Annotated in this window: 20 protein-coding genes; 7 read left to right on the forward strand and 13 right to left on the reverse strand. The window is 64.0% G+C overall.

Features of this window, described 5'->3' with window-relative positions:
- The first annotated feature begins 17 nt into the window (after positions 1-17).
- On the forward strand, positions 18-1,643 hold the full coding sequence (locus XH80_RS40800; RefSeq protein ID WP_271603500.1) for a glycosyltransferase family 39 protein: 1,626 nt from the start codon (positions 18-20) through the stop codon (positions 1,641-1,643).
- Positions 1,644-1,652: 9 nt separating this feature from the next.
- Here XH80_RS40800 and XH80_RS40805 read toward each other — a convergent pair whose 3' ends face one another.
- The 5 genes from XH80_RS40805 to XH80_RS40825 form a co-directional block, all read right to left on the reverse strand.
- Positions 1,653-1,970, reverse strand: coding sequence for an HPr family phosphocarrier protein (locus tag XH80_RS40805; RefSeq protein ID WP_057744504.1), 318 nt, complete (start codon positions 1,968-1,970; stop codon positions 1,653-1,655).
- On the reverse strand, positions 1,967-2,368 hold the full coding sequence (locus tag XH80_RS40810) for a PTS sugar transporter subunit IIA (protein WP_007597752.1): 402 nt from the start codon (positions 2,366-2,368) through the stop codon (positions 1,967-1,969). Before XH80_RS40810 ends, XH80_RS40805 begins: the two co-directional genes overlap by 4 nt.
- A gap of 207 nt (positions 2,369-2,575) precedes the next feature.
- Entirely contained in the window at positions 2,576-3,070 is a 495-nt protein-coding gene (locus XH80_RS40815; RefSeq protein ID WP_271603501.1) for an HPr kinase/phosphorylase, read from the reverse strand.
- Positions 3,067-4,857 (reverse strand): sensor histidine kinase, encoded by a 1,791-nt coding sequence (locus tag XH80_RS40820; RefSeq protein ID WP_271603502.1) that lies wholly within the window; start codon positions 4,855-4,857, stop codon positions 3,067-3,069. The genes XH80_RS40815 and XH80_RS40820 overlap by 4 nt, the downstream gene beginning before the upstream one ends.
- A gap of 112 nt (positions 4,858-4,969) precedes the next feature.
- The gene (locus XH80_RS40825) at positions 4,970-5,671 is read right to left on the reverse strand and encodes a response regulator transcription factor (protein ID WP_027535781.1); all 702 of its coding nucleotides are present in this window, start codon (positions 5,669-5,671) and stop codon (positions 4,970-4,972) included.
- A gap of 239 nt (positions 5,672-5,910) precedes the next feature.
- Between XH80_RS40825 and XH80_RS40830 the strand changes: the two genes are divergently transcribed.
- The 3 genes from XH80_RS40830 (at position 5,911) to XH80_RS40840 (ending at position 11,227) form a co-directional block, all read left to right on the forward strand.
- Entirely contained in the window at positions 5,911-6,657 is a 747-nt protein-coding gene (locus tag XH80_RS40830) for a HugZ family pyridoxamine 5'-phosphate oxidase (protein WP_271603503.1), read from the forward strand.
- 78 nt (positions 6,658-6,735) lie between these two features.
- Positions 6,736-9,330 carry a CHAT domain-containing tetratricopeptide repeat protein gene (locus XH80_RS40835; RefSeq protein WP_271603504.1) on the forward strand — a complete coding sequence of 865 codons (2,595 nt, stop codon included), beginning with the start codon at positions 6,736-6,738 and terminating at the stop codon, positions 9,328-9,330.
- Positions 9,331-9,610: 280 nt separating this feature from the next.
- Positions 9,611-11,227 carry a phosphoenolpyruvate carboxykinase gene (locus tag XH80_RS40840; protein WP_271603505.1) on the forward strand — a complete coding sequence of 539 codons (1,617 nt, stop codon included), beginning with the start codon at positions 9,611-9,613 and terminating at the stop codon, positions 11,225-11,227.
- A gap of 174 nt (positions 11,228-11,401) precedes the next feature.
- Here XH80_RS40840 and XH80_RS40845 read toward each other — a convergent pair whose 3' ends face one another.
- Positions 11,402-12,217, reverse strand: coding sequence for an acyl-CoA thioesterase (locus XH80_RS40845; RefSeq protein WP_271603506.1), 816 nt, complete (start codon positions 12,215-12,217; stop codon positions 11,402-11,404).
- 193 nt (positions 12,218-12,410) lie between these two features.
- Positions 12,411-14,936, reverse strand: a complete 2,526-nt coding sequence (locus XH80_RS40850; RefSeq protein WP_271603507.1) for a glycogen/starch/alpha-glucan phosphorylase — start codon at positions 14,934-14,936, stop codon at positions 12,411-12,413.
- Between the two features lie 218 nt (positions 14,937-15,154).
- Between XH80_RS40850 and XH80_RS40855 the strand changes: the two genes are divergently transcribed.
- Entirely contained in the window at positions 15,155-15,388 is a 234-nt protein-coding gene (locus XH80_RS40855; protein WP_271603508.1) for a hypothetical protein, read from the forward strand.
- Positions 15,389-15,451: 63 nt separating this feature from the next.
- Here the strand turns inward: XH80_RS40855 and XH80_RS40860 are convergent, their stop codons facing one another.
- Complete coding sequence (locus XH80_RS40860; protein ID WP_271603509.1) at positions 15,452-15,745, reverse strand: GIY-YIG nuclease family protein; 294 nt, start codon at positions 15,743-15,745, stop codon at positions 15,452-15,454.
- A 175-nt stretch (positions 15,746-15,920) separates the two neighbouring features.
- On the opposite strand from XH80_RS40860, the gene XH80_RS40865 reads away from it, so the two are divergent.
- Positions 15,921-16,352 (forward strand): hypothetical protein, encoded by a 432-nt coding sequence (locus XH80_RS40865; RefSeq protein WP_057744520.1) that lies wholly within the window; start codon positions 15,921-15,923, stop codon positions 16,350-16,352.
- A 112-nt stretch (positions 16,353-16,464) separates the two neighbouring features.
- Here the strand turns inward: XH80_RS40865 and XH80_RS40870 are convergent, their stop codons facing one another.
- On the reverse strand, positions 16,465-17,226 hold the full coding sequence (locus XH80_RS40870; protein WP_271603510.1) for a DUF2865 domain-containing protein: 762 nt from the start codon (positions 17,224-17,226) through the stop codon (positions 16,465-16,467).
- A 148-nt stretch (positions 17,227-17,374) separates the two neighbouring features.
- The gene (gene pyrE / locus XH80_RS40875; protein WP_057744523.1) at positions 17,375-17,938 is read right to left on the reverse strand and encodes an orotate phosphoribosyltransferase; all 564 of its coding nucleotides are present in this window, start codon (positions 17,936-17,938) and stop codon (positions 17,375-17,377) included.
- Between the two features lie 199 nt (positions 17,939-18,137).
- Here pyrE and XH80_RS40880 point away from each other — a divergent pair, with 199 nt between their 5' ends.
- A complete protein-coding gene (locus XH80_RS40880) occupies positions 18,138-18,764 on the forward strand; it encodes a glutathione S-transferase family protein (protein ID WP_057744525.1) in 627 nt (208 codons plus the stop codon).
- 123 nt (positions 18,765-18,887) lie between these two features.
- On the opposite strand, the gene XH80_RS40885 is transcribed toward XH80_RS40880, so the two are convergent.
- The 3 genes from XH80_RS40885 to XH80_RS40895 all read right to left on the reverse strand — a co-directional run bounded on the left by XH80_RS40885 (position 18,888) and on the right by XH80_RS40895 (position 23,800).
- Positions 18,888-19,523 carry a LysE family translocator gene (locus tag XH80_RS40885; RefSeq protein ID WP_271603511.1) on the reverse strand — a complete coding sequence of 212 codons (636 nt, stop codon included), beginning with the start codon at positions 19,521-19,523 and terminating at the stop codon, positions 18,888-18,890.
- Between the two features lie 290 nt (positions 19,524-19,813).
- On the reverse strand, positions 19,814-22,876 hold the full coding sequence (polA, locus tag XH80_RS40890) for a DNA polymerase I (RefSeq protein ID WP_271603512.1): 3,063 nt from the start codon (positions 22,874-22,876) through the stop codon (positions 19,814-19,816).
- 81 nt (positions 22,877-22,957) lie between these two features.
- Entirely contained in the window at positions 22,958-23,800 is an 843-nt protein-coding gene (locus tag XH80_RS40895; protein ID WP_271603513.1) for a LysR family transcriptional regulator, read from the reverse strand.
- Between the last annotated feature and the right edge of the window lie 25 nt (positions 23,801-23,825).

Below are 23,825 nucleotides of genomic sequence, written 5' to 3' on the forward strand. Positions count from 1 at the left end.
GCGCTACGCAAGCGCCCATGTCCACCACCTCGATCCCCTCCGCCCGACCGCGCGTAAAAGCCCGGGTCAGCTTTGACCGTTTCCGGGCCTGGCTGGTTGCCTACGCGATCGCCCCCTCCGCCCGGCTCTGGCTGGTGATCCAGCTGGCCATCCTCCATGCGGTGATCTGGACCTTCATCCTGATCAACCTCAAGGCAGCGCAGGACGTTCACATGGACGTCGCAGAAGCCTGGGGCTGGGGCCAGAAATTCCTGTGGGGCTATGGCAAGCATCCGCCGCTGTCGGGCTGGATCGCCGGGCTCTGGTTCAAGGTCTTTCCCGCGACGGACTGGGCGACCTATGCGCTGGCGATGGCGACCGTCAGCGTCGGCATGGTGATCTGCTGGCTGGTGAGCTTGCGTGTGGTCGATCCGCGCCGCGCCTTCCTGGTCGTGGTGATGGTCGCGCTCTACCCGATCTTCAATTTCAAGGGTTTCAAGTACAACCCCGATCTTTTGCAGCTGGTGACGCTGCCGCTCGTCGTGCACGCTTATCTCAACGCGTTCGAGAAGCGGAGCTGGCAGTCCGGAGTCTGGCTCGGGCTCGCCGGCGCGCTGGCGCTGATGACCAAATACTGGGTGCTGACCATGATCGGCGCCATCGGCCTTGCCGCGCTGATCCATCCGGAACGGATGCGGTTCCTGCTGTCGCCGGCGCCCTGGGTCGCGATCGCGACGATGGCCGTTGCGATGATCCCGCACATCATCTGGCTGGCGGATTCGCATTTCGTGCCGCTGACCTATGCCGGCGATACCTACAGCATCGAGGACGCCGGTCTCGTGCATCAGCTCGTGCTCGGTTACGTCCTGCACAATGCCGCGCTGCTGGCTCTCCCCGTCACGCTCGCCGCACTTGCGATGGCGCTGGTACCGCCATGGTGGACCCTGCTGTTGCGCGCACCCTTGCGCATCGTCACGCGGGCTTGGGCGCGCGGCGTCAATCCCGGCGTCGATGTTTCCCAGGCGCGCAATATCTGGATCATCCAGATCATCGTCGCGGTCGGCCCGCCGCTCGGCGCGCTCGCCTTCAGCATCTATATGAAGACCGACTGGGGCATCTCGCTGTTCTTCCTGGTGCCCTTGGCGCTGGTCGCGATTCCTGCGCTGCGGGTGCAGAGCGCCGTGCTGTTCAACATCGTAGCGATCTGGCTCGTGCTCAGCGTCGCGACGCTCGTCGCTTCGCCCTGGATCGCTGCGCGCGAGATGGCGGCGAACAAGGACAACACGGCGACCTACGGCGCGCGCTCCGAGCTCGCGCGCGAGCTGACGCAAGCCTGGCATTCCCGCTTCGCCTCGCGCTGGGCGGTCGTCGCCGGCACGATGGAGTCGATCCAGCCGATGGTGTTCTACAGCCCCGACCATCCGGTCGCGTTCATCCCGAACGAGGCCTGGAGCTCCGGACTGTCGTCACTCGACGACGTCAAGAGATACGGCTTCATCGGCGTGTTCGATCCGACCGACGGCCGCCTGCCCGCGTTCGAGAAATGGGTGTCGGAGATCGCGCCGAACGCCGAGCGGATCGTGATGACCACGCGCCGATTCACCCATGGCAAGGCGGGCCCGGCGATGACGTGGAACATCTACATTGCCCCGCCGGCGAAGTGATCGCGACGCCTAAACGCCCTCCTCGTTGAATTTGCTTTCAACGAGTTCGGTGATTGCCGCAAGCGCAGCTTCCGCATCAGTGCCGGCTGCCGCGACCGTGATCGTGGTCCCCGGTCCTGCGGCAAGCATCATCAGGCCCATGATCGAGGTGCCGCCGACGGTCTCGCCGCCGCGCGTCACCCACACCTGCGCGTTGAAGCGCTCCACCGCCTGGACGAATTTCGCCGAGGCGCGGGCGTGCAGGCCGCGCTTGTTGATGATCAGGAGCTCTTTGGAGATCGCGCCGGCGGGCGCGCCCGCCCCGGCTTGTGGCGCGTCGTCGCTCATTTGCCGGCGAGCACGCGGCTGGCGATGGTGACGTATTTACGGCCGGCTTCCTGAGCCATCGCGATCGCGTCCGGCAGCGGGCGCTCCTCACGTACCTTGGCGAGCTTCACCAGCATGGGCAGGTTGATACCCGCGAGCACTTCGACCTTGGGCCGGCTCATGCAGGAAATCGCAAGGTTCGACGGCGTGCCGCCGAACATGTCGGTGAGGATCGCAACACCGTCGCCTGAATCGACGCGGTTAACCGCCTCGATGATGTCGCTTCGGCAGAGATCGGAATCGTCTTCAGCGCCGATCGTAATCGCTTCGATTTGCTTTTGTGGACCCATCACATGCTCAAGCGCCGCCTTGAATTCGTCGGCAAGGCGCCCGTGGGTCACAAGTACTAGACCAATCATCGGAAAACTCCCGCGGGCGCTTTTGGTGCGCCGCACGAACGCGCCACTTTGACCATCCAGAGCCCCCGCGCAAGAGGGGATGTTGCGTATCTCCCTGAATCTAGACGGATGGATGAGGGGAGCTGCGCCGGTCTACTCGGTCGCGAGTGTGGGGTTCATATGGTTACCATTTCCCTTCAAACAATCGGCTGAAGCGTTAGTCGAAGGTTAACTCTTGGTAGTAGTCAAGGCCGCAACAACCAAGGGAAGGGGCGAATAGCCGCGGCCAACAGGGATTCGCGGTATTTCGACACCGAAAATTGTGGTTTTCAGCGATTCCGGCGGCGGCAGTCGCTCGGCGTCTTCGGCGTCCAGATCGACCACAAGGCCGACCGTCGCATGCTCCACGAAGTCGCAGCAGCGGATTCCGAGCCCGCGAATCTCGATCAGGCCAGCCAGGACAGGGACGGGGCGCACTTCAATTTCCTGGCCAACTGTCGCCAGATGGACACGGTCGTCGCCGACCAGGACGGAGCTTTCGACCACCCCCGAACGGCCCGCCATGATCAAATCGAAGGCAAGGCGCGATTTGCCGGCGCCGGACGGCCCGCGGATCAGCACCGCCGACGACCCGACCTTGACCGCGGAGGCGTGAACGCTCGGCCCGCCGTTGTTCAACCTGCCTTCGTTCAAACTGCCTTCGTTCAGACTGCCTTGGCTCATAGCGCCGGCAGCCTCACCACGAAGCGCGCGCCGGCAACCGTCGGTGCGCCGTCTTCGTCGGCGGGGCCAGCGCGGTTCTCGGCCCAGATCCGCCCGCCATGGGCGTCGACGATCTGCTTCGAGATCGAGAGGCCGAGGCCGGAATTCTGGCCGAAGCCCTGGTGCGGCCGGTCGGTGTAGAAGCGCTCGAAGATGCGCTCCAGCGCGTCGTCGCGGATGCCGGGGCCGTCGTCGTCGACCACGATCTCGATTTCGCCGCGGACCCGGCGGCAGGTCAGGCGCACCTTGCTGCCGGCTTCCGAAAAGGATTGCGCATTGGAGAGCAGGTTGGAGATCACCTGACCGAGCCGCGAATCATGGCCGCTGACAGCGAACGTATCGGTCGGGCTGCGGCCCTCGAAGCGTGCCTCGACGGCGACGTCGTGGCCAAGTTTTGTTTCATTGGCAACCGCTACCAGCGTGCCGAGCAGCCGCTTGAGATCGACCGGGATCGCATCCTGGCGCTGCAATTCGGCATCGAGCCGGCTTGCGTCGGAGATGTCAGAGATCAGCCGGTCGAGCCGCTTGACGTCGTGCTCGATCACTTCGAGCAGGCGGGCGCGGCTGTTCTCATTGCGCGCCAGCGGCATGGTCTCGACCGCCGAGCGCAGCGAGGTCAGCGGGTTCTTCAGTTCATGAGCGACGTCAGCGGCGAACATCTCGATCGCCTCGATCCGCTTGTAGAGCGCGTTGGTCATGTCGCGCAGCGCGCCGGAGAGGTGGCCGATCTCGTCGCGGCGGCGCGTGAAGTCGGGAATCTCGACGCGGGTCTTGATGCGGCGGCGGACGCGTTCGGCACTGTCTGCGAGCCGGCGCACCGGGCCCGCGATCGTGCTCGCCAGCAGCAGCGACAGCATGATCATCACCGCCGCGGCGACACCGCCGACCTTGAGGATCGCGAGGCGCTCGGCCGTGACCATCTGATCGATTTCATCGCCCTGGGTCGATAGCATCAGCGCGCCATGAATGGCGCGCGAGCGCTGCACCGGGACGGCAACCGAGACGATCACCTCGCCGCGCGAATTGACCCGCACCATCGAGCGCTTCTGGCCCTGGAGCGCACCGGCGACTTCGACATAGCCATTGCCGTTTTCGCGCCCGAGCTCGCGATAGAGCGGCAAGTCGCCGCGGTTCAGCCAGGTGCGCACCGCGGCCTTGACGCGCTCGATCACGCCTGGTTTTTCCGACAGGGGCGGCAGCGGAAAGCCCCGAACGACATCGAGATCGCGGCTGTCGAGCAGCACGCTTCCGTTGGGATCGAAGATCCGCGCGCGGGTCTTGGTTGGCGAGATCAGCGTGCTCAACACCGGCGCCACGCGCTCGGGGTTGATCGGAAAATCCAGCGAATCATCCACTCCGCCGTAGCTCTCGCCCAGCTTCAGGTCGAGCAGCCGCTCGGGATCGACGGTGATCGCATTGGTCTGCACCGTTGCGGATGCCCCGATGGCGCCAGCGATGATCTCGGCTTGCACCAGGAGGCTCTGCGCGCGGGCGTCGATCAGGCCGGCGCGGAACTGCGACAAATACAGGATGCTTGCGACCAGCGCGACGAGGCCGGCAAGGTTGAGCGAGACGATGCGGCGGGTCAGGCTCGAGAACGACAGTGCGAAGAAGAACTGTCCGGCGCGCTTGAGCCAGTTCAGCGGCCCCCAGCCTCTTGCAACCGGCTTGTCCTCATGGTCCGAGGCGCCGTGGGATGCAATGTCCTCGGCGTTCGAACTCTGATCAGGCTGCGTTCGGTCAAGCAATGCTTACGCCCGCGTTAGGACAGCTCGTTGCGACGGTCCCGCATCCTAGAGCAAGCCCGGTCCCGATGGAATCAGAACCAGGCTTGAGCTCTTTGTGAAGGCGCGTAGCGCCTCAGGCTTCCTTGAAGCGGTAGCCGACGCCGTAGAGCGTCTCGATCATCTCGAAATCGTTGTCGACCACCTTGAACTTCTTGCGCAGCCGCTTGATGTGGCTGTCGATGGTACGGTCGTCGACATAGACCTGGTCGTCATAGGCGGCGTCCATCAGCGCGTTGCGGCTCTTGACCACGCCGGGCCGGGTCGCCAGCGCCTGCAGAATCAGGAATTCGGTGACGGTCAGCGTGACCGGCTCGTTCTTCCAGGTGCAGGTATGGCGTTCCGGATCCATGCGCAGCAGGCCGCGGTCGAGCGCCTTGGCGTCGTTCTCCTTCGGCGCGACGGTCGGATCCTTCGGCGCCGAGCGACGCAGCACCGCCTTGACGCGCTCGACCAGCAGGCGCTGCGAGAACGGTTTGCGGATGAAATCGTCCGCGCCCATCTTGAGGCCGAACAGCTCGTCGATCTCCTCGTCCTTGGAGGTCAGGAAGATCACCGGCAGGTCGGACTTTTGCCTGAGGCGGCGCAGCGTCTCCATGCCGTCCATGCGCGGCATCTTGATGTCGAGGATGGCGAGATCAGGCTGGGTGGTGCGGAAGCCGTCCAGCGCCGAGGCGCCGTCGGTGTAGGTCATGATGCGATAGCCTTCGGCTTCCAGCGCGATCGAGACGGATGTGAGAATGTTGCGGTCGTCGTCGACCAAAGCGATTGTGGGCATGAGCCTCTGCTTTCTGCTTTCCGTTTGGGTCGTGGCTTAAACGGCGAGCAATCCAGTGATGCGCCGCATACATGGGTGCCGAATTGGCATTCGAACCTTGTCACCGAGCAATGCAAGCTGGGCTGAAGTGTGACCAAGTTCCACGAAACACGGCGGATTCGCCGCATATCGACCCATAACCGGGCTCGGGTTTACCCGAAAAAAGGCCCGCCTTGCAACCACCTGAGCCGAGAAAGCCTATGCAACCGACCCCTGATTTTGTTCCCCAACAGCTCGCCAAATCGCTGCTGAGGCGCTCGCGGCAGGGCGCGCTCGCAACCCTCATGGCTGGCAGCGGCGATCCCTATTGTTCCCTGGTCAATCTGGCGAACCACCCCGACGGCTCGCCGATCCTGCTGATCTCTCGATTGGCGGTCCACACCAGGAATATCCTCGCCGACAACAGGGTCTCCCTGATGCTGGACGAGCGCGCCTCCGGCGATCCGCTGGAAGGCGCCCGGATCATGCTGTCGGGCCGCGCCGAGCAGGCCGAGAGTGAGAAGGATTTGCTCCAGCGGCGGTATCTCAATGCCCATCCGGCGGCAGAAGCCTTTGTTTCATTTAAGGATTTTTCGTTCTTCCGGATCATCCCCTCGGGCACCCATCTGGTCGCCGGGTTTGGCCGGATTGTCGATCTCAAGCCCGAGCAGTTCCTCACGGACCTCGCCGGCGCTGAGGACCTGCTGGCGGCGGAGGAGGGCGCTGTCGAGCATATGAATGCCGACCACCGCGAGGCCATGGGCCTTTATGCAACGAAGCTGCTGGGCGCGGCCGAGGGTGATTGGCGCTGCACTGGCTGCGACCCTGAGGGCCTCGACATGCAGGACGGCCAGACCGCGTTGCGGCTCGATTTTCCGGAGCGGGTCACTGATGGCACGGAGCTGCGCAAGATGCTGGTCCGCCTGGCGGGCGAAGCGCGCGCCAAGGTGGGCCAAAAAGCGGACTAGCTGCGACACATTTTGAACGTCGCCTCCCAACGCTGCGACCCAAGATCGTGATCGGTCCGAGGTTGGCAGCGAGGGTTCATGGTAAGTCGTCGTTTGGCATTGGTCGCGGGCCTCGCGCTTGCGATCGCCGCATCCCATGCCACGCCCGGCCTCGCCCAGACGGGCAGTCTGGCCGCGCAGAGCGCGCGCATCAATGCACTGAGAACCGCCGGCAAATATTCCGAAGCCTTGCCGCTGGCGCAGGCCATGGTGGCTGCGCTCGAGAAGACCAGCAATAACCGTGATCTCGCCGCCGCACTCAACAACCTCGCGCAGATCTATGCCGACCAAGGGCACGACGATCAGGCTGAGCCGATCTACAAGCGTGCCATCGCGCTGATGGAGAAGGGGACCGGCCTCGACAGCGTCGAGATTGCGCCCGTGCTGAACAATCTCGCCGCGCTCGATCAGCGGCAGGGCCGCTTTGCTGACGCCGAGCCGCTGTTCAAGCGCGCACTGGCCATCCGCGAGAAGGCGCTGTCGCGCGAGCATCCCGATGTCGGCCAGTCCCTCAACAATCTCGCCACGCTCTATGTGAAGCAGGAGCACTTTGCGGAGGCCGAGCCGCTGTTCCAGCGCGCGCTCGCGATCTATCAGAAAGTCGGCGGTCCCGAGCATCCCGCGGTCGCGACGCTGCTGAACAATCTTGGCCAGCTTGATCGCGATCTCGGCCGTGATGCCGAGGCCGAGGCCCCGATCAAGCGCTCGCTTGCGATCCGCGAGAAGGTGTTGGGAGTTGATCATCCCGACGTCGCGCGGTCCCTGAACAATCTCGCCGGACTCTACGAACACCAGCAGCGCTATGCCGATGCCGAGCCGCTGTATCGCCGCGCCCGCGCCATCCGCGAGCATGCGCTCGGGCCCGATCATCCCGATGTCGCGACATCGACCAGCAATCTCGCTTATTTCCTCTATGCATCAGGGCGAATTGCGGACGCATTGCCGCTCGCGGAAAAAACCCTCGCGGGCGATCGCGCGCAGCTGCGTGTGGTGCTGCCGATCCTGTTTGCCGCGCGCCAGCAAGCCCTGCTGGCTGATGACAAGGTGCTGGACGAGGCGCTGGCCGCGACCCAGCGTGGCACGCAATCGTCCGCCGCTTCGGCCGTGAACAAGCTTGCAGTAAGGCTTGCCGCAGGCACCGACCGGCTCGCCGAGCTGGTGCGCAAGGACCAGGATCTCGCGGCCGAATCCGACGCGCTCGACAAGGCGATCATCGCGGCCGTGTCGAAATCATCGGCGCAACGCGACGTCGCCTCCGAGCAGCGCAGTCGTGTGCGGATCGCGGCGATCGCGAGCGAGCGCGCGGCGTTGCAGAAGACGCTTGCCGTCGAGTTTCCCGACTACGCCTCACTCTCCAACCCGCTGCCCCTGACGATCAAGGACGTGCAGCCGCTGCTGTCTAGCGATGAGGCGATGGTGCTCTATTCCGTCGTCGACAAGCGCGGCTATGTCATCGCCATCACGCGCGAGAGCGCGGAGTGGAAAGAGATTCCGCTTGGCGCAGACGCGCTGGCCCAGAAGGTGAGCGCGTTCCGCAGAGGTCTCGATGTCGGCAAGGCCCGCGATGGCTCCGGCAAATCAGGCTTGTTCGACCTTGCGCTCGCCAACGAGCTTTATGTCACGCTGCTCGGTCCCGTTGAGGCGCTGATCAAGGACAAACGCAGTCTGCTCATGGTGCCATCGGGCGCCCTGACCGCGCTGCCGTTTCACCTGCTCGTCACGGAGCCGCCGCAAGCTGCGATCCCGGATACGCTTGAGGGCTATCGCAGCGCGGCCTGGCTGCTGCGGCGTCAGGCCGTCTCGGTGCTGCCATCGGTCGTCAGCCTGAAGTCGCTGCGGGCTTTCGCGCGCAAGGACGAGGGCGTCAAGCCGATGACCGGCTTTGGCGATCCCGTGTTCAATCCCGCCGTGGGCGCTCCTTCCGATCGGCGTGCAGCAAGCGGAAAAGTTGCCGCGCGCAATCTCGCGACATCAGCCTATACCGACTTCTGGCGTGGTGCAGGCGTCGATCGTGCGCGGCTCGCACAGGCGCTGCCGCAGCTTCCCGACACCGCAGACGAATTGGACGCCGTCGCGAAAGACGTCGGCGCGAGCGATGCCGACATCCATCTCGGTCGCGATGCCAGCGAGACGACGCTCAAGCGTGCAGCGCTTGCTCAATACGGCATCATTTACTTCGCGACCCACGGCCTCGTCGCCGGCGATATCAAGGGTGTAGGCGAGCCGTCGCTTGCGCTCTCGATTCCCGATCAGCCTTCCGAGCTCGACGACGGTCTGCTCACGGCGAGCGAGGTTGCGCAGCTCAAGCTCAATGCAGATTGGGTCGTGCTGTCGGCCTGCAACACCATCGCTGGCGACAAGCCCGGTGCCGAGGCGCTGTCTGGATTGGCGCGCGCCTTCTTCTACGCCGGCGCACGCGCGCTGCTCGTTTCGCATTGGGCCGTGGATTCAGAAGCTGCCACGCGCTTGACCACTTCGACTTTCGATCTGCTCAAAAACGAACCAGGAATCGGTCGAGCCGAAGCCCTTCGGCGCGCGATGTTAACCTATGCTGATGATCCTTCGTCGCCGCGCAATGCGTATCCCGCGATGTGGGGGCCATTCGCGCTGATTGGCGAAGGCGCGGTACGATAGAGCAGCACGGCATTGTGCATCGCAAAACATTCGATAACGCCGAAAGCGGCAATTGGTTGCGCGACCATTAGTGGATTTTCGATGCGCGCGTTCAGAGCTGACATGCGCGACGTTTGGCGCGGTCCTTGAATAAACCAAATCCTGCGGGATCAGCTTGGCAACGCCAGCGTTCATCAGTATTAGGTCATCCAACCGAGGCCAATCGGCCTATAATTCATGGTGACCGCGATGGCGCCAAGCTTGGTCGCGCAGTGTGTCGCGGGTTCTAGGAGGATTTTTCGTGCAAGAGACGGGCGTGCGCAACGGTGCCTTCGGCGCCGACAAGTTCGGCTTAAAGAATCTCAAGCAGGTTCACTGGAACCTCGGCGCGCCGCAACTCTATCAATACGCGCTCTCCGCGGGCGAGGCGGTGCTGTCCGCCGACGGTTCGCTCTGCGCTGATACCGGTGAGTTCACCGGCCGCAGCCCGAAGGACAAGTTCACGGTGCGTGACGCCACCACCGACAAGAAGATGTGGTGGGCCGGCAATCAGTCGATTACATCTGAGCAGTTCGAGACGCTGTATCAGGACTTCCTCAAGCATGCCGAAGGCAGGCGCCTGTTCGCGCAGGACCTCTATGGCGGCGCCGATCCGGCCTACCGCATCAAGACGCGCGTCTTCACCGAGCTCGCCTGGCACTCGCTGTTCATCCGCACGCTGCTGATCCGCCCCGAGGCGATCGAGCTGCCGACCTTCGTGCCGGAGCTCACCATCATCGACATGCCGAGCTTCCGCGCCGACCCCAAACGTCATGGCTGCCGCTCGGAGAACGTCGTCGCCATCGACTTCGCCCGCAAGATCGTCCTGATCGGCGGGTCTTATTATGCCGGCGAGATGAAGAAGTCGGTCTTCACCACGCTGAACTATTATCTGCCCGAGCGCGGCGTGATGCCGATGCACTGTTCGGCCAATGTCGGCCCCAAGGGCGACACTGCGATCTTCTTCGGTCTGTCGGGCACCGGCAAGACCACGCTCTCGGCCGATCCGAACCGCACCCTGATCGGTGACGACGAGCACGGCTGGGGCCCGAACGGCGTCTTCAATTTCGAAGGCGGCTGCTACGCCAAGTGCATCAAGCTCTCGAAGGAAGCCGAGCCGCAGATCCACGCGGCGTCGACCCGCTTCGGCGCTGTGCTCGAGAACTGCGTGCTCGACGAAGACACCCGCATGGTCGATTTCGACGACGGCTCCAAGACCGAGAACACGCGTTCGGCCTATCCGCTCGACTTCATCCCGAATGCGTCGCGTACCGGCCGCGCGCCGCAGCCCAAGAACGTGGTGATGCTCGCCGCCGACGCTTTCGGCGTGTTGCCGCCGATCGCAAAACTCTCGCCGGCGCAGGCGATGTATCACTTCCTCTCCGGCTATACCGCCAAGGTCGCCGGCACCGAGCGCGGCCTCGGCAACGAGCCGCTGCCGGAATTCTCGACCTGCTTCGGCTCGCCGTTCCTGCCGCTCGACCCGTCCGTCTACGGCAACATGCTGCGTGATCTCATCGCCCAGCACAATGTCGACTGCTGGCTGGTCAACACCGGCTGGACCGGCGGCAAGTACGGCACCGGTTCGCGCATGCCGATCAAGGTGACGCGCGCACTGCTGACTGCCGCGCTCGACGGCTCGCTTCGCAACGTCGAATTCCGCACCGACAAATATTTCGGCTTCGCGGTCCCGACCGCGCTGCCGGGCGTGCCCAGCGAGATCCTCAACCCGGTCAACACCTGGAAGGACAAGGACGAGTTCGACAAGACCGCCCGTGCGCTGGTCGGCATGTTCCAGAAGAACTTTGCCAAGTTCGAAGCCCAGGTGGATGCAGAGGTGCGTGCAGCTGCTCCGGATGTGAAGCTGGCGGCGGAGTAAGCTCTCAGCGTTTGAAGTGCAAAGGGGCGGCCGCGAGGCCGCCCTTTTGTTTTGTGTACGCTCTCTCCATTCGTCATTGCGAGCGCAGCGAAGCAATCCAGAATCCCTCCGCGGAGATAGTCTGTATTGCTTCGTCGCAAGAGCTCCTCGCAATGACGGAGTCTGCGGAAACAGCTACGCCTTGAAATACGCGATCTGCGTCGTGGTCGCGAGCAGCCGTCCGTTCGGCGACCACAGCTCGGCGTTCTGGTCGGCGTAGCTCTTGTGCATGATCTTCGAATCGGCCGTCGCTAGCACGCGCGTGATGTCCTCAGACGCGAGCTCCTCGCTGTCGGTGTGGAAATAGGTCGTCAGCGACACCGTGCCGAACGGCACCAGCTCGCGCCTGGCGTGGAAGATGCGGCCGAAGAAGGCGTCCGACATCGACGTCAGCGACAGCATGTCGAGCTTGCGCGGTCTGCGATCGCTGATCCAGATTTTCGAGTAGGTGCTGGCGAGCTCGGCCTGCGGCGGGCCGAGCCGCATCTCGCCCTCGACGAAACGAAATTCGTACTGGTTGGCCCAGGATGCCTGGATCTTCGGGAAGGGCAGCGTCTGCTCGAACGGCCTTGCGTCAGGGTATTGCGCCACCCTGTGCTCCCAGGACGGCCGGCGCTCGGCGAATACGGCAGTGGCGAGCGTTGCGACCTCGCCGCCGCCCTGCGACAGCTCGACGCTCCAGTGCTGGCTGGAGCGGTTGGCCTTCACCAGGCGGATGTCGAGATCGAACGGGCCCTTGGCGATCGGCGCGCAGTAATTGACGGTCAGCGCCAGCGGATCGCCTGCGGCTTGCGGATGCTCGATCAGGGCGCGCAGGATGGTTGCAGCGGTGGCGCCGCCGAACGGACCGACAAAGGCCCAATAGTCGTCGCTGGTGTGCCCTTGCCAGCTCGAGTCGCCCGCGGTGATGCGGGTGGCGTCGTCGAAGGGGTGTGGAAGTTTGGCGTGCATTGGTGGTCCTCGATGCCGACTCCCTCGTCATTGCGAGCGCAGCGAAGCAATCCAGAATCTTTCTGTTGAGGCAGTCTGGATTGCTTCGCTGCGCTCGCAACGACCGGTGGTCGAGATGACGATGATCATATCATCATCCTTCCCGCGAGATGCAATGACCTCGCGGTAACGCCGCTTCCACGCTGCGGAAATATCACCCCGTGGCGTCGCGCCGTTCCTCGGCAGTCTGGAACGGCGGCGTGACCGGATTGACCGGCACGTTCCAGATCTCTTCGGCATATTCGCGGATGGTGCGGTCGGAGGAGAACCACGCCATGCGGGCGACGTTGAGGATGGAGGCACGCGTCCAGGCCGGCGCCACCAGCCAGCGCGCATCGACCGCGCGCTGCGCCTCGTAATAGGAATCGAAATCGGCGCTGACCATGTAATGGTCGAGATAGCGTAGCGCATGCGCGATCGATTCGAAGCGGCCGGGATCGCCGGGCGAGAACTCGCCGGCGCCGATCGCGTTGATGGCGCGCTGCAGCTTCGGTGAATTGCGGATGACGTCGGAGGCATCGAGGCCCTGCTTGCGCCGGATCATCACGTCGCCGGCCTCCATGCCGAAGATCGCGATGTTCTCCGCGCCGACCTGGTCGCGGATCTCGATATTGGCGCCGTCGAGCGTGCCGATGGTGATGGCGCCGTTCAGCGCCAGCTTCATGTTGCCGGTACCGGACGCCTCCATGCCGGCGGTCGAGATCTGTTCGGAGAGGTCGGCCGCGGGAATGATCACCTCCGCGAGACTGACATTGTAGTCCGGCAGGAAGACGACCTTCAGCTTGCCGCCGATGGCGGGATCGTTGTTGACGACTTCCGCGACGTCGTTGATCAGCTTGATGATCAGCTTTGCGTAGCGGTAGCTCGCCGCCGCCTTGCCGGCGAAGATCTTCACCCGCGGCACCCAATTGCCGTTTGGATCGTCTCTGATCGACTGGTACAGCGCGACCGTCTCGATGATATTGAGGAGCTGGCGCTTGTATTCGTGGATGCGCTTGATCTGCACGTCGAACAGCGCGGTCGGGTCCACCTTGATGCCGAGCCGTTCGCCGATCAGGCGCGCCAGCGCGGTCTTGTTGTGGAGCTTGACGCTACGGAATTTCTTCTGGAATTCGGCGTCGCTGGCGCGGGCCTCGATCAGCGAGAGCTGGGTCGGATCATCCAGCACGGCCTCGCCGCAGGTCTCGCGCAAGAGCTCGGTGAGCTTCGGGTTCGCCAGCATCAGCCAGCGTCGGAAGGTGATGCCGTTGGTCTTGTTGGTGATACGGCCGGGATAGAGATGGTTGAGATCGTGGAATACGGTCTCTCGCATCAGGTCCGAATGCATCGCCGAGACGCCGTTGATGCGGTGCGAGCCGACGAAGGCGAGCTGGCCCATGCGCACGCGGCGGCCGCTCTTCTCGTCGATCAGCGAGACCGAGGCACGGAAATCGATGTCGCCGGGGGCGCGGGCTTCGGCGAGCGCCAGATGCTGCACGTTGATGCGGTAGATGATCTCGAGATGCCGCGGCAAGAGACGCTCGAACAGCTCGACCGGCCAGGTCTCCAGCGCTTCGGGCAGCAACGTGTGGTTGGTGTAGGACAGCGTCGCGACGGTGATCTTCCAGGCCTCGTCCCAGCGGAAATTATGGAGGTCGACGAGGATGCGCATCAGCTCGGTGACGGCAAGGCTCGGATGGGTGTCGTTGAGCTGCACCGCGACCTTGTTCGACAGGCTGCGCAGCTGGCCGTCGGAGGCGAGATGCCGCTTGATCAGGTCCTGCAGCGAGGCCGAGACGAAGAAATATTCCTGGCGCAGCCGCAGCTCGCGGCCCGCCGGACTCTCGTCATTCGGATAGAGGAATTTGCAGATCGCCTCCGCGCGCGATTGCTCGGCGCTGGCGCTGACATAGTCGCCCATGTTGAAGGCGTCGAGCTTGAGCGGATCGGGCGAACGCGCCGACCACAGCCGCAGCGCGTTGACGTGCTGGCCGCGCCAGCCGACGATCGGCGTGTCATAGGCGATCGCCTGCACGGTCTCACCCGGATGCCAGATCGCGCGGTCGCGGCCCTTGTCGTCGACATGCTCGACGCCGCCGCCGAAATTGACGTCGTAGATTACTTCCGGCCGCTGCAATTCCCAGGGATTGCCGAAGCCGAGCCATTCGTCCGGATATTCCTGCTGCCAGCCCTGATTGATGATCTGGCGGAACAGGCCGTAATCGTAGCGGATGCCGTAACCGATCGCGGGGATCGACAGCGTTGCCATGCTCTCCATGAAGCAGGCGGCGAGACGGCCGAGGCCGCCATTGCCGAGCGCCGCATCCGGCTCGCATTTGCGCAGCTCGGGCAGCGACACGCCGAGATCGCCGAGCGCGACCTCGAAGATCTTCAAGAGCCCCATATTGTTGAGCGCGTCGGTGAAGAGACGGCCGATCAGGAATTCGAGCGACAGATAATAGACGCGCTTGCGGCCCGCATCGTAACTGCGCTTCTCGGCCGAGAGCCAGCGGTGCACGATGCGGTCGCGCAGCGCCAGCGCCGCGGCCTGGTACCAGTCGTGCCTGGTCGCCATGCCCGCGTCCTTGCCGATGGCAAGACGCAGCTTCGCCAGGATCGCACCCTTGATCTCCGCCAGCGCGAGCTCGTCGATGGGCTGATCGGGGGCGGGGAAATTTGACTGGAACGATTGATCTTGCAAGGCCGTCACTTCCTGGTCGACAGAAACACCACTGAACCCTACGCAACCTGCCCTTTGCCGGAACCATGACTGGCGCGGCAATGCACTGCGCTGGCGCAAAATTATGCAAGGAACGGGCCGCTTTGGGAACCCGGACCAGCACGGAGAAACGCCGATTTGGTGCTAGACTGGGCGTAAATTCAGCCATCACTGTGGAGGAAGCGCCCATGAAGCCACTGATGCGACTGCTGATCGAAATCGCCGCCGCTGCTGTCCTCGTCGTCTGCATCACCGCTTCCGGCGCAGCCTTCGCCGCCGACAGGCCCGGCCGCAGCGCCGATGGCCTCAGCTGCGCCGTCTCGCTCCCACAAAACGCAACGCCTGCGCAGCGCTGCGCCGCCATCAAGCGCCAATGCGGCGGCAAGTTTTACGCGAGCGCGTGCGGGGACAAGTTGATGTCGGCGGCGAATTGAGCTGACCTGGTGCGACCTGAAGGGCGTCGTCCCGGCGAAGGCCGGGACCCATAAACACCACTGTCAGAGAAGATGGGACAGATCACGCCAATCCTGGTTTTCCTGCTCAATCAAGCGAATCTTCCACTCACGGCGCCATTCCTTCAGCGCTTTTCCGCGAGCAATCGCTTCGGACGGCGATGCGTACGTCTCGACATAGACCAGCCGTGTCACGCCATACTTCTTGACGAACTTCGAACCGCGTCCCGAGCGGTGCAAACCAAGTCGATTGCTGAGGTTGTTGCAGACGCCGATGTATAGCGTGCCGTAGCGTCGGCTCGCGAGGATGTAGGCGTAGTAGGCGGCTGGAACATTCATGGGCCCCATTTCCGAAAACGTCTGGCAGCGGTGGTTATGGGTCCCGGCCTTCGCCGGGACGACCTGGATTCATCAGAACAAATTAAGAACACTTTAGCAAGTCTTTGATATATCATTATGATTCGGCGCGTTGCCGACACAATATCTAGGGTCTGACGTCAGTCGCGAGGACTACATGTCCACCATTGCCTTCGATCAATTTGCCCTCACCCGGATCGCCGATTTTGCCCGGTCGCTGTCGCGGCTGCATCAGGCGGCGCGGCGCCAGAGGATCGACGACGACCAGTTCGACCGCGAGTTCAACGCGGTGTGCCAGTCGATCTGGGGCTACACCATCGACGATATCAGCGACGATCTGTTCTCGGTCGAGGATCATCATTTCCTCGACACGCTCGACGAAGCGCATGCGCGCATCTTCGCAGCCGAGCAGGGCTATGACCTCGTCAGCGAGACCGGCATGCTGACCGACTGGTGGGGTTTCTGCTGGATGATCCTGGCCGAGAAGCGCGGCCTGCTCACGGCCGAAAACCGCGCCGCCGCGCGCGCGGCAATCGAGGAGAAATATCTGGCCGCGCCGAATGTGATCGGAGTGATTATCGGGCGGTAGTGCAACATTCTCCGTCATTGCGAGCGCAGCGAAGCAATCCAGAATCCCTCCGCGAAAAGAGTCTGGATTGCTTCGCTGCGCTCGCAATGACGGCTTTAGCCGACAGTTGGGCCTAATCCAATCCCGCCCGCCTCGCCGGCTTCACCTTCGGCACCGCCACATCCGGCAGCGTCTCGCGCGCGATCTGGGCGGCCGGGGCATCGGCCGCCACAGTCTCCGCGCGCACCGGGGCCACCTTCATCTCGCCGAGCAGGGCGCGGACCTGGGCGGTGAGGCCGGGATAGGACGCAACCGGGGTGAACTCCGCGGTCTGCTCCTGGCCGAGGCGGATGCCGGTATAGGCAACGAGGCCGTCGCTGGTGGCGATGACATCGCCGGCCTTCAGCGAAGCGTCGAGGGTCAGATCGACGGGGGCGAGTCCGGCCGGCTCGCGGCCATTGCAGGTGCAGTCGGCGCGCAGCGCCTTGCGGTAGGCGAAGGCGTTCTCGCTGTCGGCATAGCGCTCGCCGGTCTGCGAATAAGCGCCGTCGATCGAGGAGCCGAAATACACCTTTGTCGCGCTGGCAGGACAGAAGGCCTGACACATTTGCGCCGGCGAAGCGAGGCCGCGCATCAGCGGAAAATATTTGCCGTCGCAGCTGCGCACGCAGAAGGCTGGGCCGGAGCCGCCGGCCGCAGCTGTGCGCGTCGGCGGCACATATTGCGACTGGCCGCTCTGACTGGCGAAGGGATCGACGAAGGGGCTTGCCTGCTGCGGCACATCGCGCTGAGGCCGCTGCTGCATTCCGCCGAAGAAGAAGTCGAACAGACCTTCGGCCGAAACCGGAGCCGGGGTCGCCAGCAGCGGGCTTGCGAGAATGGCGGCCACAAGCATCGCGCGACGCCGCGGGCGCGCATGGGACACGATTGTACGCAACGCTTACTCCACCGACGCTACTGAACCGGCCGCGACCATCAGGCCCAGCACATGATTCACCATAAGGCGGGATGGTAAATGAGCGGTTGAAGGGGGCGCAGCGCCGTCACGCCTTCAGGAATTCCGACGCCTTGTACAGCGAGCGGAACGGCAGGCCGGCCGCGCCGAACGTATCGGTGGCGCCTTCCTCGCGGTCGACCATGGTCAGCACCAGCACCACTTCGGCGCCGGTCTCGCGCACGGATTCCACGGCCTTCATGGCCGAGCCACCTGTCGTGGTGACGTCCTCGACGATCACGACGCGCTTGCCGGCAAGCGTCTCGCCCTTGGGCAGACCTTCGATCGCGAGCCTGGCGCCATGCTCCTTCGGCTTCTTGCGCACGAAGAACGCCGCGATCGGATGGCCCTTGATCCAGGAGATTTGCGCCAGCGCACCGGCGAGCGGCACCGCGCCCATCTCGAGCCCGCCGATGAAATCGAGATTGTCGTCCTTCAGCGTCTCATAGGTGAGCTCGGCGAGCAGCGTCGCGCCCTCGGGGTCGAGCATGGTCGGCTTCAGGTTGAAGTAGAAATCGCTCTTGCGGCCCGACGCGAGCGTAACCTCGCCGCGGCCGAAGGAGCGGCGGCGGATGATTTCGAACAGGCGGGCGCGGGAGGCAGATTTCGACACGGCGGTCCCTCGAACAGCATTTTGAGAGGAGGCGGAATTTATCCGCGACCGCGGCGACATTCCAGTGGGGGTGTCCACCGTCAACAGGGATCGGCCATCCCGCTCTGTCGGTTGTGGGGGGGCGGCCTCCTGGAGTAGGTGGATGCCGGACATGCCGGGCAAGAAAACGGGCAAGAAAATTGGGCAAGGAAACAGGCAAATGACCATCGAGCTGCACACCTGGAACACGCCGAATGGCCGCAAGATCTCGGTTGCGCTGGAGGAAATGGGGCTCCCCTACAAGGTGGTTCCAGTTAACATCACCAAGGGCGAGCAGATGGCGCCCGGGTTCCTCAAACTGTCCCCGAACAACAAGATCCCGGCAATCCTCGACCCCGAGGGGCCGGATGGCAGGCCCGTCAGCATCTTTGAATCAGGCGCGATCCTGCTCTATCTCGGTGAGAAGACCGGCAAATTCCTGCCGAAATCGCTGGGTGAGCGCATTCCGGTCTATGAATGGCTGATGTGGCAGATGGGCGGATTCGGCCCGATGCCCGGCCAGGTGCATCATTTCATTGCACTGGAGAACGAGCAGGACCGCGCCTACGGCCTGAAGCGCTACATGGCGGAGACGCGACGGCTCTATGGCGTGCTCGACCGCCGCCTCGACGGCCGCGAGTTCGTCGCCGGCGACCTCTCGGTCGCCGATTTCGCCATCCTCGGATGGGCCTGGCGCCATCCCCGCCACAAGGTGGATCTGGCCGACTTCCCCAACGTCAAGCGCTGGTACGAGGCGCTGATGGCGCGTCCGGCGGTGAAGCGCGGCATGGACGCGAAGCTGGATTGAAATGACGTTGTCGTCGCCCGGCTTGTCCGGGCGACCCAGTATTCCGGAGACGGCAGTGATTGAGCCGAGAGGCCACGGCGTACTGGATGCCCCGGTCAAGCCGGGGCATGACAGTGTGCCTTCTCACACCTTCTTCGCTTCCACCGCCATCCGCAGGGCGAGCCCCGCCAGCACGGTCCCCATCAGCCAGCGCTGCACCAGCATCCAGCTCGGCCGGCTCGCCAGGAACAGGGCGATCGATCCGGCGGCGAGCGCGATCATCGCGTTGACGCTGACGCTGATCGCAATCTGGATCGCGCCCAGCACCACCGACTGCATCAGCACGCTCCCGGCCATGGGATCGATGAACTGCGGCAGCAATGCCAGATACAGCATCGCGATCTTCGGATTGAGCAGGTTGGTGACGAGCCCCATCGTGAACAATTTGGGCGGGCTGTCGATCGCGAGCTTCTTCACCTGGAACGGCGAGCGGCCGCCTGGCTTCACCGCCTGCCAGGCCAGCCACAGCATGTAGCCGGCGCCGGCAAAGCGCAGCGCGTCGTAGGCGAAGGGGATCGCGAGCAGCAGCGCCGTGATGCCGAACGCCGCGCACAGCATGTAGAACACGAAGCCCAGTGCGACGCCGCCGAGCGAGACGATGCCCGCCGCCGGGCCCTGCGTGATCGAGCGCGAGATCAGATAGATCATGTTCGGCCCGGGCGTGAGCACGAGACCGAGGCAGACGAGTGCGAAGCCGAGCAGGGCGGATGTATGGGGCATGGATGAACCGGTGCGGGAGATGCAGCAGTTCTAATATGCGACGTAGAGCCGTTCCATCGCGCAATTGCACGGAGGACAATTCATAGGCGGGGTCTCACCTCAGGTCGTCCTGGCGAAGGCCGGGACCCATACCCCCAGGAAGAAGTTGTGACGCGAGATCGTAGTGGGCAATCTTCGCCTAACTCGATCCTGTGGTGATGGGTCCCGGCCCCCCGCGCGCAATTGCGCGCTAGGCCGGGACGACACCTGTACGTGGCGTCGGCCGACTGCAGGAGAGGTGAAGAAAGAGCTCAGTGCGCCTCGTCCCAATTATTCGCCGCCCGAGCGTCCACATGCAGCGGCACGGACAGCAGCACGGCCGGGAACGGCGCGTCCTGCATCACGTGCTGCACGACGGGAAGCGTCTTCTCGACCTCCGCGTCCGGCACCTCGAAGATCAACTCGTCATGCACCTGCAGCAGCATCTGGGCCGAGAGCTTCTTCTCGGCCAGCGCGTCCTCGACCCGCGTCATGGCGCGGCGGATGATGTCGGCGGCGGTGCCTTGAAGCCGCGCGTTGATCGCCGCGCGCTCGTTGAAGGCGCGCACCGAGGCGTTCGACGCCTTGATGTCGGGGTAGTGGCACTTGCGGCCGAACAGCGTGGTGACGTAGCCGTGGCTCCGGCAGAAGTCGCGCGTCTCGTCCATATAGGCGCGGATTCCGGGGAAGCGCTCGAAGTATTTCTTGATGTAGGCCGAGGCTTCCTCGCGGGCGATGCCGAGCTGGTTGGCGAGGCCGAACGCCGAAATGCCGTAGATGATGCCGAAATTGATCGCCTTGGCGCGGCGGCGGATCTCGCTCGGCATGCCCTTGATCGGAACGCCGAACATTTCCGACGCCGTCATCGCGTGAATATCGAGGCCGTCCTTGAATGCCTGCTTCAGCACGGGAATGTCGGCGATCTCGGCCAGCAGCCGCAGCTCGATTTGCGAATAGTCGGCGGAAACGAGCTTATGCCCCGGCGTCGCGATGAAGGCGCGGCGAATTTTTCGGCCGTCCTCGGTACGAACAGGGATGTTCTGCAGGTTCGGCTCGTTCGACGACAACCGGCCCGTGGTGGTCGCGGCCAGCGCGTAGGTCGTGTGCACGCGATGGGTCTGCGGATTGACATAGGTCGGCAGCGCGTCGGTGTAGGTCGATTTCAGCTTCGAGACCTGGCGCCACTCCAAAATCTTCCGCGGAAAATCGTGGCCCTGCTCGGCGAGCTCGTCGAGCACCTGCGCGGTGGTCGACCACGCGCCGGTTTTGGTCTTGGTACCGCCTGGCAGTCCCATCTTGCCGAACAGGATGTCGCCGATCTGCTTGGGGCTGCCGACATTGACGGGCTCGCCGGCGATCTGCTGGATCTCGGCCTCGACGCGCGCGGCGGTCTGAGCAAAGTCGCCTGACAGCCGCGACAGCACCTGGCGGTCGATCGAGATGCCGCGCCGCTCCATGCGCGCGAGCACCGACACCAGCGGCCGCTCCAGCGTCTCGTAGACCGTAGACATGTGTTCTGCGACCAAGCGCGGCTTCAGCACGCGCCAGATGCGCAAGGCGATATCGGCGCCCTCTGCCGACAGCGGCGCGGCCTTGTCGATCGGCACCTGGTCGAACGTGATCTTGCCCTTGCCGCTGCCGAGCAGCTCGCCCTCTTTCAGCATGGCATGGCCGAACCAACGTTCGGACAGCTGCTCCAGCGCGTGCGAGCCGCGGCCGGCATCGAGAACATAGGAGATCAACTGCGCATCATCGGTGTTGCGCAAGGTGATGCCGTGCTGCGCCAGCATCACGGCAGCGAATTTGACGTCGAAGCCGATCTTGAGGATGCCCGGTGATTCCAGCACCGGCCGCAGCGCGTCGATGGCATCGGCGTGCTTGACCTGATCCGGTGCGAGGCCGGCGTCGAACAGTCCGGCGCCGCCGCCGGACTGCTTGTGGGCCAGCGGCACATAGCAGGCCTCGTTCGGCGCCAGCGCCAGCGCCACGCCGCAGAGATCGGCCTGCATGGGATCGATCGAGTTGGCCTTGATCTCGATCGCGACCTGGCCGGCATCATGGATGCGTGCGATGAAGGCGTTGAGCTCTTTCAGCGACTTGATGTTTTCGTATTTGGCCCGGTCAACCGGAAGCCTGCGCAGCGCCTCCTCGCGCGCAGCGGCGAGCGAGATCGGCGCGCCCTTCGGGCTCGCGGCCTTGTCCTCCTTGCCGGCCGATGCGTTGCGCTGGCCCGGCCGCGCCTGTGCCGGCGTGCCTGTTCCCGGCGAGGGCACGACGTCGGAGGGCGGCAGCGTCGTGAATACGCTGGCGCCGCTGGCATAGCCGGGATCGGCATCGACATTGGAAGGATCGATCTGCGCATAATCGGCGACACGGCGTGTCAGCGTCGAAAATTCCATCGCCTTCAGGAAAGCGATCAGCTTGCGCGCGTCTGGCTCGTGGACCGCGAGGTCGTCGAGCGGCACTTCGAGCTCAACCTTGTCATCGAGCAGGACGAGCTGCCGCGAGATCCGCGCCTTCTCGGCGTTTTCGAGCAAGGCTTCGCGGCGCTTCGGCTGCTTGATCTCGGTGGCGCGGAACAGGAGCTGTTCGAGGTCGCCATATTCGACGATCAGCTGCGCCGCGGTCTTGATGCCGATGCCGGGCACGCCGGGTACGTTGTCGGTGGAATCGCCGGCCAGGGCCTGCACCTCGACGACCTTCTCCGGCGGCACGCCAAATTTCTCGATCACCTCAGGGATGCCGATGCGGCGATCCTTCATGGTGTCGTACATCGTGACCTTGTCATCCACGAGCTGCATCAGATCCTTGTCCGAGGATACGATGGTCGTGGTGGCGCCGCGTTCGCTCGCCTGCCGCGCATAGGTAGCGATCAGGTCGTCAGCCTCGAAGCCGGTTTGTTCCAGACAGGGGAGATCGAAGGCGCGCACCGCCTCGCGGATCAGGGCGAATTGCGGGATCAGATCGTCAGGCGCCGGCGGCCGGTGCGCCTTGTAGTCGGGATAGATCCTGTTGCGGAAGGTAATTTCCGACTTGTCGAACACGATCGCCAGATGCGTCGGCCGGTTGTCCTCGGGCATCTCGCGGAGCAGCTTCCACAGCATGTTGCAGAAGCCGAGCACGGCATTGACCTGCAAGCCGTCGGACTTGCGGTTCAGCGGCGGCAGCGCGTGATAGGCGCGGAAGATGTAGCCGGAACCGTCGACCAGAAAGATATGGTCGCCTTTTCCTGCCGCCTTGGCCGCGACCGGTTTGGCAGCAGCTGTCGCCGCAGCGGGCATGGTGTCGGCTTTGGCTGAGGTTTTCGGGGATGTCTTTTGGGAGCTCTTGGGCATGGCCGCAATGTATGAATTTTTGCGGCAAAAGACAGCCTCGGGGGATCGCTATTTTGCCGACTCGCACAGCAAATCGCGGCATCAGGCCAGGCAGTCCTCGATGAAACCTGCAACAATGCGCACCGTGGGCGTGCGGCGCAGGTCGCGATGGACGACTAGCCAGACCTCGCGCCCGACGGGACGTCCGCCGATATCATGGCGCTCCAGCCGTGGATCGGCCTCGCCAAGGAATTTTGGCAGGGCGGCGAGTCCCATTCCCGTCCGCGCGGCCGCCGCCTGGTTCTCCAGGTCGTTGCTGCGAAGCACGATCTCGCGTGAGGCGGAAAAGCGCATCAGCCATCGTTGTTGCGGAACATCATCCATGCTGGAATCGTAGGCGATGAATGCGAAAGCATGCGGTGGCGTCGTCTTCAAATAGTCGGGCGAGCCGTAGAGGGCGAACTCGAAATAGCCGATCTTGCGGGCAATCAGCCCGGGCTCCGTCGGACGCGACAGCCGAAGCGCCAGATCCGCTTCGCGACGGTTGAGCGAGGCCGTGCGCTTCTCGCCGATCAGCTTGATCTTGATACCGGGATGCTGTTGTCGCAGCCGGATCAGCTTCGGCGCGATCAGGACGTTGGCGAGCGAAGGTGGCGCGCTGATCGTGATATCGCCGCCGATGCCGGATTTCGAGGCCTGCACGGCGCGCTCCACCGCAAATGCCGTGTCCGTCATCGGCGCTGCGATCTTGGCGATGCGCTTGCCGTCCTCGGTGAGCTCGTAGCTGCGCGGCCTGCGGTCGACGAGCCTGAGCGACAAGGATGCTTCCAGGGCGGCGACGCGGCGCGCCACGGTGACGTGGTCGACATTGAGGCTCCTCGCCGCGGCGGACAGGGTGCCCTCGCGTGCGAGCGCCAGGAAATGCTGCAGGTCGGTCCAGTCCATTTGTGCAAATTCTCACAACGACATC

It is taken from the genome of Bradyrhizobium sp. CCBAU 45384 (genome assembly GCF_028128665.1).
GTDB lineage: Bacteria > Pseudomonadota > Alphaproteobacteria > Rhizobiales > Xanthobacteraceae > Bradyrhizobium > Bradyrhizobium manausense.

What these genes read in the sequence shown, in the direction of transcription:
- XH80_RS40880 (WP_057744525.1), top strand. Translation starts at nt 18,138, where the DNA reads ATGACCATCGAGCTGCACACCTGGAACACGCCGAATGGCCGCAAGATC.
- XH80_RS40895 (WP_271603513.1), bottom strand. Translation starts at nt 23,800, where the DNA reads ATGGACTGGACCGACCTGCAGCATTTCCTGGCGCTCGCACGCGAGGGC.
- XH80_RS40885 (WP_271603511.1), bottom strand. Translation starts at nt 19,523, where the DNA reads ATGCCCCATACATCCGCCCTGCTCGGCTTCGCACTCGTCTGCCTCGGT.
- XH80_RS40835 (WP_271603504.1), top strand. Translation starts at nt 6,736, where the DNA reads ATGGTAAGTCGTCGTTTGGCATTGGTCGCGGGCCTCGCGCTTGCGATC.
- XH80_RS40870 (WP_271603510.1), bottom strand. Translation starts at nt 17,226, where the DNA reads ATGCTTGTGGCCGCCATTCTCGCAAGCCCGCTGCTGGCGACCCCGGCT.
- XH80_RS40845 (WP_271603506.1), bottom strand. Translation starts at nt 12,217, where the DNA reads ATGCACGCCAAACTTCCACACCCCTTCGACGACGCCACCCGCATCACC.
- XH80_RS40860 (WP_271603509.1), bottom strand. Translation starts at nt 15,745, where the DNA reads ATGAATGTTCCAGCCGCCTACTACGCCTACATCCTCGCGAGCCGACGC.
- XH80_RS40815 (WP_271603501.1), bottom strand. Translation starts at nt 3,070, where the DNA reads ATGAGCCAAGGCAGTCTGAACGAAGGCAGTTTGAACGAAGGCAGGTTG.
- polA (WP_271603512.1), bottom strand. Translation starts at nt 22,876, where the DNA reads ATGCCCAAGAGCTCCCAAAAGACATCCCCGAAAACCTCAGCCAAAGCC.
- XH80_RS40800 (WP_271603500.1), top strand. Translation starts at nt 18, where the DNA reads ATGTCCACCACCTCGATCCCCTCCGCCCGACCGCGCGTAAAAGCCCGG.
- XH80_RS40865 (WP_057744520.1), top strand. Translation starts at nt 15,921, where the DNA reads ATGTCCACCATTGCCTTCGATCAATTTGCCCTCACCCGGATCGCCGAT.
- XH80_RS40855 (WP_271603508.1), top strand. Translation starts at nt 15,155, where the DNA reads ATGCGACTGCTGATCGAAATCGCCGCCGCTGCTGTCCTCGTCGTCTGC.
- XH80_RS40830 (WP_271603503.1), top strand. Translation starts at nt 5,911, where the DNA reads ATGCAACCGACCCCTGATTTTGTTCCCCAACAGCTCGCCAAATCGCTG.
- XH80_RS40805 (WP_057744504.1), bottom strand. Translation starts at nt 1,970, where the DNA reads ATGAGCGACGACGCGCCACAAGCCGGGGCGGGCGCGCCCGCCGGCGCG.
- XH80_RS40810 (WP_007597752.1), bottom strand. Translation starts at nt 2,368, where the DNA reads ATGATTGGTCTAGTACTTGTGACCCACGGGCGCCTTGCCGACGAATTC.
- XH80_RS40825 (WP_027535781.1), bottom strand. Translation starts at nt 5,671, where the DNA reads ATGCCCACAATCGCTTTGGTCGACGACGACCGCAACATTCTCACATCC.